Here is a 12,014-nt window from a genome sequence, read left to right on the forward strand (position 1 = left end):
GGGCTTGCTCGCGAAGGCGGTATGTCATTCGGCAAATGCGTTGCCTGATACGGCCTCTTCGCGAGCAAGCCCGCTCCCACAATGGGATTTGTGGTGTTAGTGGGTTAAGAGATAAACCGCATTCGCCAGCGCAATGTCTTCCAGGCCCAGGCCAATTGAACGGAAAAATACGTGACGGTCGTAACCGGGGCGCGGCACTTTCTCGCTGAGCAGGTCGGCGAGGTCACCGACAATCGCAGACTTGTCCCAGCCATGCTGCTCGGTCGCGATCAACATCTCACCGGCCGAGCCCGGCGTGGTCAGCCGATAGTCACAGAACACTTGCATGTCGCTCAGGCTCTGCGGCGGCACCTCATGGGCGCGTGGCGCGTTGGTGCTGATCGAGGTGATCAGCGCCGGTTTGCTCAAGCTGGCCGGGTCGATCACTGGGCCGGCGGACGAGGTGCAGAGCATGATCACGTCCGCGTCTATGTGGGCGACATCGCGGCTGTCGGCAATCTTCACCCCCGGGTAGATCTCTTTCAGCAGCGCCCGGGTTTCAGCGTCTTCAGACAGGCTCGGCGAATACACGCTGATGTTCTGCCAGTCGCGCAGACCTTTCACGTAATGCAAATGAGCCTGGGCAACCTTGCCGCTGCCGATGATCGCCAGTCGTTGGGCATTCAGCGGGGCGAGGGCATCGACTGCAACGGCGGTGGTCGCTGCAGTACGTGCGGTGGTCAGCTCGCCGGCATCGCAAAGCAGCAGCGGTTGGCCGGTTTTCATCGACATTAATAGGGTCCACGCTGTCACCAGTGGCCCTTGCTCGCGGACGATGTAGGGCGAGGTCTTGACCCCGTACACGCCGTCCTCGGCCAGCACCCCCAGATAATTGATGAAGTCGCCGGCGCCCTGCGGAAACTCCACCAACTGCTGCGCCGGTTGCACGGCGTGGCCGGCGGCGAGGTCGCGGAACAGTTTGCGCAGGATCTGCGGCACGTCGATGCGCGCCAGCAGCTCGCGGGCCTGGGTATGGTCGATCACGTAGGGTGTACTGGTCATGTCAGGCTCCACGGTCTGGATGTAAACTAATTTGTCCATTATGGACTTTTAGTTATCTACCGCAAGCGCCTGTTGAAAACGCCGGGCAAAAAAAAGCGCAGTCCGTTGCCGGCTGCGCTTTTTGCGTTACAGATCGCTTACTGCGGCTGCGGACGCTTGCGTTCAACAGCGCGCAACAGGTGCGTCGGCGGTGTTTCGCAGCTGATCTTGCGACCGAGTTTCTCTTCGATCGACGGCAGTTGGTAGGAGTCGTCCTCGCCGGCGAAGCTGATCGACACGCCGTCAGCGCCCGCGCGACCGGTACGGCCGATGCGGTGCACGTAGTCGTCCGGCACTTCCGGCAGGGTGAAGTTGATCACGTGGCTGATGCCGTCGATATGGATGCCGCGACCGGCGACATCGGTGGCCACCAGCACGCGGATCCTGCCTTCGCGGAAGCCTTCGAGGGTCTTGATGCGCTTGTGCTGCGGCACGTCGCCGGACAGTTGCGCGGCGTTGATGCCGTCGCGCACCAGGCGTTCTTCGATGCGGCGCACTTCGTCCTTGCGGTTGGCGAAGACGATCACGCGCTCCCAGCCGTTATCGTTGACCAGGTTGTAGAGCAGTTTGTACTTGTCAGCCGCGGCCACCGCATAGATGTGCTGCTCGACGTTTTCGTTGGCCACGTTGGTGATTTCGATTTCGACGATCGCCGGATCGGTGGTCCATTGCTTGGCCAGGTTCATCACGTCTTCGGTGAAGGTCGCGGAGAACAGCAGGGTCTGACGCTCGGACTTCGGCGGGGTCTGGCGAATGATCTGCCGCACTTGCGGGATGAAACCCATGTCGAGCATGCGGTCGGCTTCGTCCAGCACCATCACTTCGACCATGTCCAGATGCACGTCGCCGCGCTGGTTGAAGTCGAGCAGACGGCCCGGGGTGGCGACGAGGATGTCGCAGTGGCGCGCTTCGAGGTGCTTGAGCTGCTTGTCGAAGTCCATGCCGCCAACGAACGTCATCACGTTGAGGCCGGTGTACTTGGTCAGGTCGGCAGCATCCTTGGCGATCTGCACCACCAGCTCACGGGTCGGCGCGATGATCAGCGCACGGGGTTCACCCATGTAGCGTTCTTTCGGCGGTGGCGTCTGCAACAACTGAGTGATGATCGAGATCAGGAACGCAGCGGTCTTGCCGGTGCCGGTCTGCGCGCGACCGATGGCGTCTTTGCCGGCGAGGGTAAAACCCAGCACCTGCGCCTGGATCGGCGTGCAATACGGGAAGCCCAGGTCCTGGATGGCGTGCATCAGTTCCGGAGCGAGCTTGAAATCGTGAAAGCGGGTTTTGCCTTCCTGGGGTTCGACGACGAAATCTTCGAGTTTCCAGGGAATGACCGGTGCCTTAGGCTTCGGTTCGCGGCGCGGCCGGGGTGGTTTCGGCGCTTCGGCGCGGACCGGTTCGGTAGCGACGGCAGGTTGCGGCTCAGGCTGGGGTGTCGCTACCGGAGCCGGACGTTCAGCCTTGGGCGCATCGCTGCGAGGGCCGTGGGCGTGCGACGGCGCACTGGGGACTGGCGCGAGCTGCTCAGCCTCGCTTTTACCGAACATTTTCTTGAGTGCTTTGAGCACGGTCATCTCATCAATTGGTTAAGGAATGTACGCCGGCCAGTGTAATGCAAGAAACGGGCGCGGCGTAGTGGGATGATCAAAGGGGCGATGCAGCTGAAACGATCAACGCAGGCGTTCAGCCAGCCAGACGCCGATGTCGCGAATTTCTTCGGGTAACACTTCGTGCTCCATTGGGTATTCCTGCCATGTCACGGTGACACCATGCTTCACCAAATGCTCATAGGCGCTGCGCCCCATCGAGTTCTGCACCACGCCGTCGAACTGGCCGTGCAGGCACCGCGCGGGAATACGCTGCTGACTGGCTGAAAGCTCCATCTCGTCGGTGAAGGTCGGGGCATAGGTGGAGAGGGCAAGTACGCCACCCAAAGGACCTTGCCACTTTATATAAGCGGTGTGCAGAACGACGGCGCCCCCCTGGGAAAACCCGGCGAGAAAAATCCGCGAAGCGTCTATTCCGCCGGCTCGCTGCGCTTCGATCAATTTGACGATGCGATCTGACGACTCTTCCAGTTGCTCACGATCAATCGACCGTGCCGGGCTCATGGCCTTTATGTCGTACCAGCTCGGCATCGCGTAACCGCCGTTGATGGTGACGGGCAGGGTAAGCGCTTGCGGCAATACGAAGCGCGTAGTCAGCAGGCTTTCCTGCAGCGCTTCGGCGACCGGCAAGAAGTCATAGCGGTCCGCGCCGAGGCCGTGCAGCCAGATCACGCAGGCGTCTGCAGGCTTTACGGGTTGAAGAATCAGGGGCTCGGTCATGGCTGCTCCAAAAATGTGCGGGCGCTCTCAATAAGTGCGTGATTGAGGTGCGCGTCCGGTCGATCCGTTAAGAAGATGTCGCAAGGCTACAAGTTTTGCTATTGACCTGTCGCGCAATCGCTTCAGCAGGCGGTGTGGTACGGGCTTTGCTATGGAGGATTCTGTACGAAGCGTCCTACGCCTTGCGGTAACACTATCAGTGTACGTCTTGCGACGGGATTGCAAAGAATCCGGTGATGGATGTTCGCCGATGGCCGCTACGGGCAAAGCGAACGTGAAAGGGCTACAGCCCGTTCGGCCGATTGGTGAGAAGTGAGTTGTCCATGATGTGGATTTTCTCCTACTAGACTCATAGCGAAGGTCTTACGTCGGTTGACCCCAAAAAAAGCCAACACGGGTCAACAACGCCTCAAAAGGGTGCGACTGGACTCAAGCTCCGACACAACAAGAGCAAAACTGGAGGTTTGAATGAAGATGTTGAAATCCACTCTGGCGGTCGTGACTGCAGCAGCAGTACTCGGCGTCAGCGGGTTCGCTCAGGCGGGTGCAACCCTGGATGCCGTGCAGAAGAAAGGTTTCGTGCAGTGCGGCGTGAGCGACGGTCTGCCGGGTTTCTCGGTACCGGACGCTTCGGGCAAGATCCTCGGGATCGACGCTGACGTCTGCCGCGCTGTGGCCGCTGCCGTATTCGGCGACGCCAACAAGGTCAAGTTCAGCCAGTTGAACGCCAAGGAGCGCTTCACCGCGCTGCAGTCCGGCGAAATCGACCTGCTCTCGCGCAACACCACCATGACCAGCTCGCGTGACGCCGGCATGGGCCTGAAATTCCCGGGCTTCATCACTTACTACGACGGCGTGGGCTTCCTGGCCAACAACAAGCTGGGCGTGAAAAGTGCCAAGGAACTGGACGGTGCAACCATCTGCATCCAGGCCGGTACCACCACCGAACTGAACGTCTCCGACTACTTCCGCGCCAACGGCCTGAAGTACACCCCGATCACTTTCGACACCTCCGATGAAAGCGCCAAGTCGCTGGAATCCGGTCGTTGCGACGTGCTGACCTCCGACAAGTCGCAGCTGTACGCACAGCGCAGCAAACTGGCTTCGCCAAAAGACTACGTGGTACTGCCGGAAACCATCTCCAAAGAACCACTGGGCCCGGTCGTGCGTAACGGCGACGACGAGTGGCTGGCGATCGTTCGCTGGGTTGGCTACGCGCTGCTGAACACTGAAGAAGCCGGCGTGACGTCGAAAAACGTGCTGGAAGAAGCCAAATCCACCAAGAACCCGGACGTCGCTCGTCTGCTGGGTGCTGACGGTGAATACGGCAAGGACCTGAAACTGCCGAAGGACTGGGTTGTGAAAATCGTTTCGCAGGTCGGTAACTACGGTGAAATCTTCGAGAAAAACCTCGGCAAGAGCACTCCGCTGGAAATCGACCGTGGCCTGAACGCGCTGTGGACCAACGGCGGCATTCAGTACGCACCACCAGTGCGCTAATGGTTCTATCACCCGGCGGGCCAACCGCCGGGTGATGTTCTGTTCCATTTCTTCCGGGGCACTTCATGCAAAATTCAATCGGCGCACCAAAGCAGAGGCTCAGCCTCAGCGATCCGCGAGTGCGTGCGTGGCTGTTTCAGATCATCACCGTCGTGGCGGTGGTCGCCATGGGCTGGTATCTGTTCGATAACACCCAGACCAACCTGCAACACCGGGGCATTACCTCCGGTTTCAGCTTTCTGGAGCGCAGTGCCGGGTTCGGCATCGCTCAGCACCTGATCTCCTACACCGAAGCGGACAGTTACGCTCGGGTGTTCGTGATCGGCTTGCTCAACACCCTGTTGGTGACCTTCATCGGCGTGATCCTGGCGACTCTGCTGGGCTTCATCATCGGTGTGGCGCGACTGTCGCCGAACTGGATCATCAGCAAACTGGCGACCGTGTACGTGGAAGTGTTCCGCAACATTCCGCCGCTGCTGCAGATTCTGTTCTGGTACTTCGCGGTATTCCTGACCATGCCGGGACCGCGCAACAGCCACAACTTCGGCGACACCTTCTTCGTCAGCAGCCGTGGCCTGAACATGCCGGCCGCGCAAATGGCTGACGGCTTCTGGGCGTTCTTCATCAGCGTGGTGCTGGCCATTGTCGCCATCGTGCTGATGTGCCGCTGGGCCAACAAGCGTTTCGAAGACACCGGCGTACCGTTTCACAAGTTCTGGACCGGCCTGGCGATCCTGCTGGTGATCCCGACCTTGTGCGCGCTGATCTTCGGTGCACCCCTGCACTGGGAAATGCCGCAACTCAAGGGTTTCAACTTCGTCGGCGGCTGGGTGCTGATCCCGGAACTGCTCGCGTTGACCCTCGCCCTGACCGTGTACACCGCAGCGTTCATTGCGGAAATCGTCCGTTCGGGGATCAAGTCGGTCAGCCATGGCCAGACCGAAGCGGCGCGTTCGCTCGGCCTGCGCAACGGCCCAACCCTGCGCAAGGTGATCATTCCGCAAGCCTTGCGAGTGATCATTCCGCCGCTGACCAGCCAATACCTGAACCTGGCGAAGAACTCGTCGCTGGCCGCCGGTATCGGTTATCCGGAAATGGTTTCGCTGTTCGCCGGCACCGTGCTCAACCAGACCGGTCAGGCCATCGAAGTCATTGCCATCACCATGAGCGTGTACCTGGCGATCAGTATCAGCATTTCCCTGCTGATGAACTGGTACAACAAGCGCATTGCGCTGATTGAGCGGTGAGGAAACGCGCATGACAACCCATACTTTCAAACCCGACATGCCACCGCCGGCCAAGGTCTTCGGCCCGATGGCATGGATACGCGCGAACATGTTTTCCAGCTGGCTCAACACCCTGCTGACCCTGTTTGCGTTTTACCTGATCTATCTGGTGGTACCACCGATCCTTAGTTGGGCGATTCTCGATGCCAACTGGGTCGGCACCACCCGCGCCGACTGCACCAAGGACGGCGCCTGCTGGGTGTTCATTCAGCAGCGTTTCGGCCAGTTCATGTACGGCTATTATCCGACCGGCCTGCGCTGGCGCGTCGACCTGACCGTGTGGCTGGCGGTGATCGGCGTGGCGCCACTGTTCATCTCGCGCTTCCCGCGTAAAGCGGTGTACGGCCTGAGCTTCCTGGTGATCTACCCGATCGTCGCCTGGTGCCTGCTGCACGGTGGCGTGTTCGGCCTCGACGCCGTGGCGACCAGCCAGTGGGGCGGTCTGATGCTGACCCTGGTCATCGCCACCGTGGGTATCGCCGGCGCCTTGCCGCTGGGGATCATTCTGGCGCTGGGCCGGCGCTCGAACATGCCGGCGATTCGTGTGGTCTGCGTGACCTTCATCGAGTTCTGGCGCGGCGTGCCGTTGATCACGGTGCTGTTCATGTCCTCGGTGATGCTGCCGCTGTTCCTGCCCGAAGGCATGAACTTCGACAAGCTGCTGCGGGCGCTGATCGGGGTGATCCTGTTCCAGTCGGCCTACGTTGCCGAAGTGGTGCGCGGCGGTCTGCAAGCGATCCCCAAAGGTCAGTACGAAGCGGCAGCGGCGATGGGCCTCGGTTACTGGCGCGCCATGGGCCTGGTGATTCTGCCGCAAGCCCTGAAGCTGGTGATTCCGGGCATCGTCAACACCTTCATTGCGCTGTTCAAGGACACCAGCCTGGTGATCATCATCGGCCTGTTCGACCTGCTCAACAGCGTCAAGCAAGCCGCTGCCGACCCGAAATGGTTGGGCATGGCCACCGAAGGCTACGTGTTCGCCGCCCTGGTGTTCTGGATTTTCTGTTTTGGTATGTCGCGCTATTCCATGCATCTGGAACGCAAGCTCGACACTGGCCACAAGCGTTAGGAGTTCTCTGTAAATGAGCGAAGCAATCAAAAAGCCTGTCGGCCCTGAAGGCATTATCCAGATGCAGGGCGTGAACAAGTGGTACGGCCAGTTCCACGTGCTGAAAGACATCAACCTCAACGTCAAACAGGGCGAGCGTATCGTCCTGTGCGGCCCGTCGGGTTCCGGCAAATCGACCACCATCCGCTGCCTCAACCGTCTGGAAGAGCACCAGCAGGGCCGCATCGTGGTCGACGGCGTGGAGCTGACCAACGACCTCAAGCAGATCGAAGCGATCCGCCGCGAAGTCGGCATGGTGTTCCAGCACTTCAACCTGTTCCCGCACCTGACCATCCTGCAGAACTGCACGCTGGCGCCGATGTGGGTGCGCAAGATGCCCAAGCGCAAGGCCGAGGAAATCGCCATGCATTATCTGGAGCGCGTACGCATTCCGGAGCAGGCGCATAAATTCCCGGGGCAACTGTCCGGCGGTCAGCAACAGCGTGTGGCGATTGCCCGCGCGCTGTGCATGAAACCGAAAATCATGCTGTTCGACGAACCGACCTCGGCCCTCGACCCGGAGATGGTCAAAGAGGTGCTGGACACCATGATCGGCCTCGCCGAAGACGGCATGACCATGCTCTGCGTGACCCACGAAATGGGCTTCGCCCGCACCGTGGCCAACCGTGTGATCTTCATGGACAAGGGCGAAATCGTCGAACAGGCGGCGCCGAACGACTTCTTCGACAACCCGCAAAATGACCGTACCAAGCTGTTCCTGAGCCAGATCCTGCATTGATTGCCTGAGAAGCTCGCCTGACAAAAAGCCCTGCCGGTATGCCGACAGGGCTTTTTTCATGGGGGCGAATCAGCCCGCATTTGTTTTGCGTTCAAGTGCCAGGTGCACGGCACGCAGCGCGTTGAGTCGGCCGTGCCCGTAGTAGTGACTGTGGCCGTTTTCGTCGTACTGGCCGCGCGGCCCGTCATCGGGGTGGCCGATCTTGTCGCAGCAATCGGCAAGTATCTGGCGTACCGCAGAGCGATCAAGCTCGGGATTGACGCCGAGCACCAGCGCAGCGATGCCCGCGGCGCCGGGGCAGGCGCTGGAGGTACCGCTGAAGGTGTCGGTGTAGGCCGGCAATGTGGCGGCGGCAAACTTTGCGCTCAAATCAGTGGTACGGATACCCCGGGTCTGCGGGATCGAAGTCGCAGGCTTGAACTTCGGATCGGGGTGTTTCTGATCTCCGCTGGGAAAGCAGCACCAGAGTGACTTGCCATAGTCACTGTAGGCACTGCGCCGGTTCTGATCGTTGCAGGCACCTACCGCAATGACATGGGGGTGGCTGGAATAGCCATCGTTATCGGCGCACTCGTTACCGTTTCCCGCGCCAAAAAAGATCACACAGCCTTTGCCATTGCGGCCCTTGGTGGCGGCGTATTCGATTGCCAGCCGTGTGCTGGCGGCCAGGGGAAACACTTGCGTGTGACGCGGGTCCGCCGGGTCGGCCCAATGCCCTTCAGCCGGCCCCCAGCTGCAGGAAATGACGTCGGCTCCCTGATCGGCCGCCCAGAAAAAGGCGTCGGCCTCCGCGCGGGCTCCCAAGGGTTTGGTGAGTTTCAATGGCATCAGGCTGGCTTTGGGGGCGACACCGCTGGCGCCGTCCTCACCATTGGCGCAAGCCACCCCGGCAGCGGCCGTACCGTGGCGTTCCAGGGCGTTCAGTGGGCGCGGCCCGCCTTTGGCGTTACGTCGGTCAAAGTTCTTTGCACCGACCACTTTGCCTTCTCCGGAAAATTCGGGATGGTCAATATCAAACGCGTCATCGATGACTGCGATGACGATGCCTTCGCCCTGTGCGAGCTCATGCGCGGCCTCGACGTTGGCGCTGGCATCGATTTCAACCTGATAGGTCACGGTGGTTTTCTTCAGGTGCCACTGATTGGCATGGATCGCTCGGCGTTGACCCTGGCGCAGCAGCTCCGGGTGGCAGTACTCAATCTCGTCGCGTTCCAGCCATTCACTCGTGAGGGTGCAGATATCGATGCCATGGGTGGCGGGGTGATGCACAAAAAAGGCATTTTTTGCATACGGCACCTGTTGCTTGATCATCAGGCCCAGCGCTTGAAGTATGACCATGCACTCAGTGGCTTTCAGTGAGTCGATGAACTTTAAAAAGATATTTTCGGTATAGAGCACCGGCTCCTGAGTGATGGGATCCACCAGCACGCTGCCCGCGAAGCGCACGTCGGGCAATTCGCGTAACAGCGCCTTGCGTTGCGATGCGTCCGAGTGCCCAGGCAGTTTGAAAATCTGCACATCAGCGTCCTCGACATGCAGCAACAGCTCGCAACCTTCCAGCGCTGCGTGAGCAGATTCGCAGCAAAGCGTTTGGGCCAACTGCGTTCCCGCGTGGCTGCGGACTGCCAGCAACTGGCGATTTTTCTGCAGAACAAAAGGGCGGTCGTGCTGCTTGCCGAAATTGACTTCTACCATGAGCGTGCTTCTTCCTTTGGATAATGACGGGGCAAAATGCCCCTGGATCAATGTCCAAAGTCTGCAGTCCAGCGTCTGCAAGTGATGTCGGCAGTATTCCTGCGGAATGTGGGAAATCACTTCGCCTGTCAGCGGTTTTTACAACTCGACATGTAGGATTGGTGTCCCGTTGTTCCTTCCTGCGTGGGGTTGTGTGGAGCACCGCAGCTGACTAAGATGTCAGAAAATTCATCCTATGATTGGATGAAAGGGCGAATTTCATGACAGACATCTCACCTTTGATCAAGCGATCCCTGGTCGATCAGGCTCTGGATCAGTTGCGCCAGCGCATAACCGATGGCGTGTGGCAGGTCGGCGAACGGCTGCCGACCGAGCCTGAGTTGTGCGCCGAACTGGGCATCAGCCGCAACACGGTGCGCGAAGCCATGCGCGTGCTGGCGTTTTCCGGGTTGATCGAAATCCGGCAGGGCGACGGCAGTTATCTGCGCGCAGTGGTCGATCCGATGGACACGCTCAAAGCGTTGTCCCGCTGCTCGCTGGAGCAGGCGCGCGAGACCCGGCACATTCTCGAAGTCGAGGCCATTGGCCTGGCCGCGTTGCGCCGCACCGATGAAGATCTCGCCGCATTGCGCGCAGCGCTCGGCACCAGCGGCAGCCACTACCACGGTGATCTCGACACTTACATTGCCTGCGATCTGGTGTTCCACCGCCGTCTGGTGGACGCCGCGCACAACCCCACCCTCAGCGAGTTGTATCGCTATTTCTCCAGCATCGTCGGCGCGCAATTGCGCCAGACGCTGAACATCGTCCCGCGCCGTCAGGAAGTGTTCGACCTGCACATCGAGTTGCTCGATGCCGTCGAACAACGCGACCCGGAACGGGCCAAAGCCATATCGAGGCAGTTGATCAATGAACCTTGAAAGCGAGAAAAACTTTTCAACCCCCAAGCGCACGGCGGAGCTCGAAGAGCTGCTGATCGACGCCGAGGCTGACGACGAACAAGTACAGCAAAGCCATCCGCTGGTGCGCCGGCCGTGGCTGTTGCTGCTGGGGCTGATTCTGGTGGCGCTGAACCTGCGCCCGGCGCTGTCGAGCATGGCGCCGCTGCTCAGCGAAGTGTCGAAAAGCCTTGGTCTGTCTGCGGCGCAGGCCGGTTTGCTGACCACGTTGCCGGTGTTGTGCCTGGGACTGTTCGCGCCGCTGGCGCCGATTCTGGCGCGGCGTTTCGGCGCCGAGCGGGTGGTGCTGGGGATTCTGCTGACCCTGGCCGCCGGGATTATTGTGCGCAGCAACTTCGGTGAGATCGGGCTGTTTGCAGGTAGCGTGCTTGGCGGTGCGAGCATCGGCATTATCGGCGTGCTGCTGCCGGGCATCGTCAAACGCGACTTCGCCAAACACGCCGGAACCATGACCGGCGTGTACACCATGGCCCTGTGCCTGGGCGCGGCAATGGCCGCGGGTTCCACCGTGCCGTTGAGCGAGCACTTCGACCACAGCTGGGCATTGGGCCTGGGCTTCTGGGTGATTCCGGCGCTGGTGGCGGCGCTGTTCTGGCTGCCGCAAGTCGGGCAGAAACACGGCGCGCACAACGTCGCCTATCGGGTGAAAGGTCTGCTGCGCGATCCACTGGCGTGGCAAGTGACTTTGTACATGGGCCTGCAATCGTCGCTGGCGTACATCGTGTTCGGCTGGTTGCCGTCGATTCTGATCGGCCGCGGCTTGACTCCGACCCAGGCCGGCCTGGTGCTGTCCGGCTCGGTGATCATCCAGCTCGCCAGCTCCCTGGCGGCGCCGTGGCTGGCGACCCGTGGCAAGGATCAGCGCCTGGCGATCGTGGTGGTGATGGCGCTGACCCTCGGTGGTCTGTTCGGTTGCCTGTATGCACCGATTGAAGGGCTCTGGGGCTGGGCGATTCTGCTGGGGCTGGGGCAGGGCGGTACGTTCAGTCTGGCGCTGACCCTGATCGTGCTGCGCTCGCGGGATTCGCATGTGGCGGCGAACCTGTCGAGCATGTCCCAGGGCTTCGGCTACACCCTGGCGTCGATGGGGCCGTTCGCGGTCGGCGTGGTGCATGACTGGACCGGCGGCTGGAATGCCGTGGGCTGGATCTTCGGCATCATCGGCACCGGCGCGATCATTGCTGGGCTGGGTGCGGGCCGGGCGCTGTACGTGCAAGTGCAAAGCGAAAAGATCTGACACGGTTCAACTTGTAGGAGTGAGCCTGCTCGCGATAACGGTGTGTCGGTCAACATTGCGCTGACTGATACACCGCTATCGCGAGC

Annotated in this window: 10 protein-coding genes; 6 read left to right on the plus strand and 4 right to left on the minus strand. The window is 60.6% G+C overall.

Annotated features, from left to right (window positions below; translation table 11 throughout):
* Positions 1 to 96 precede the first annotated feature (96 nt).
* The 3 genes from QMX91_RS23515 to QMX91_RS23525 all read right to left on the minus strand — a co-directional run bounded on the left by QMX91_RS23515 (position 97) and on the right by QMX91_RS23525 (position 3,404).
* Positions 97 to 1,041: an ornithine cyclodeaminase family protein gene (locus QMX91_RS23515; protein WP_282413460.1), complete on the minus strand. Its 945-nt coding sequence runs from the start codon at positions 1,039 to 1,041 to the stop codon at positions 97 to 99.
* A 137-nt stretch (positions 1,042 to 1,178) separates the two neighbouring features.
* Complete coding sequence (rhlB, locus tag QMX91_RS23520) at positions 1,179 to 2,651, minus strand: ATP-dependent RNA helicase RhlB (protein ID WP_282413461.1); 1,473 nt, start codon at positions 2,649 to 2,651, stop codon at positions 1,179 to 1,181.
* Between the two features lie 96 nt (positions 2,652 to 2,747).
* Entirely contained in the window at positions 2,748 to 3,404 is a 657-nt protein-coding gene (locus QMX91_RS23525) for an alpha/beta hydrolase (protein ID WP_282413462.1), read from the minus strand.
* 468 nt (positions 3,405 to 3,872) lie between these two features.
* Here QMX91_RS23525 and QMX91_RS23530 point away from each other — a divergent pair, with 468 nt between their 5' ends.
* The 4 genes from QMX91_RS23530 (at position 3,873) to QMX91_RS23545 (ending at position 8,037) form a co-directional block, all read left to right on the plus strand.
* Positions 3,873 to 4,904: an amino acid ABC transporter substrate-binding protein gene (locus QMX91_RS23530; protein ID WP_007965188.1), complete on the plus strand. Its 1,032-nt coding sequence runs from the start codon at positions 3,873 to 3,875 to the stop codon at positions 4,902 to 4,904.
* Positions 4,905 to 4,969: 65 nt separating this feature from the next.
* Entirely contained in the window at positions 4,970 to 6,151 is a 1,182-nt protein-coding gene (locus QMX91_RS23535) for an amino acid ABC transporter permease (protein ID WP_027610940.1), read from the plus strand.
* A gap of 10 nt (positions 6,152 to 6,161) precedes the next feature.
* Entirely contained in the window at positions 6,162 to 7,259 is a 1,098-nt protein-coding gene (locus QMX91_RS23540; protein WP_007965184.1) for an amino acid ABC transporter permease, read from the plus strand.
* A gap of 13 nt (positions 7,260 to 7,272) precedes the next feature.
* Positions 7,273 to 8,037 (plus strand): amino acid ABC transporter ATP-binding protein, encoded by a 765-nt coding sequence (locus QMX91_RS23545; RefSeq protein ID WP_003221897.1) that lies wholly within the window; start codon positions 7,273 to 7,275, stop codon positions 8,035 to 8,037.
* Between the two features lie 69 nt (positions 8,038 to 8,106).
* Here QMX91_RS23545 and QMX91_RS23550 read toward each other — a convergent pair whose 3' ends face one another.
* Entirely contained in the window at positions 8,107 to 9,732 is a 1,626-nt protein-coding gene (locus QMX91_RS23550) for a S8 family serine peptidase (RefSeq protein WP_139053795.1), read from the minus strand.
* A 260-nt stretch (positions 9,733 to 9,992) separates the two neighbouring features.
* On the opposite strand from QMX91_RS23550, the gene QMX91_RS23555 reads away from it, so the two are divergent.
* The gene (locus tag QMX91_RS23555) at positions 9,993 to 10,652 is read left to right on the plus strand and encodes a FadR/GntR family transcriptional regulator (protein WP_134785493.1); all 660 of its coding nucleotides are present in this window, start codon (positions 9,993 to 9,995) and stop codon (positions 10,650 to 10,652) included.
* Positions 10,642 to 11,928 carry a CynX/NimT family MFS transporter gene (locus tag QMX91_RS23560; RefSeq protein ID WP_282413463.1) on the plus strand — a complete coding sequence of 429 codons (1,287 nt, stop codon included), beginning with the start codon at positions 10,642 to 10,644 and terminating at the stop codon, positions 11,926 to 11,928. Before QMX91_RS23555 ends, QMX91_RS23560 begins: the two co-directional genes overlap by 11 nt.
* Positions 11,929 to 12,014: the final 86 nt, after the last annotated feature.

Origin of the sequence: Pseudomonas sp. PS01299 (assembly GCF_029960145.1) — a bacterium.
In the GTDB taxonomy this organism is placed as follows: Bacteria; Pseudomonadota; Gammaproteobacteria; order Pseudomonadales; family Pseudomonadaceae; genus Aquipseudomonas; species Aquipseudomonas putida_A.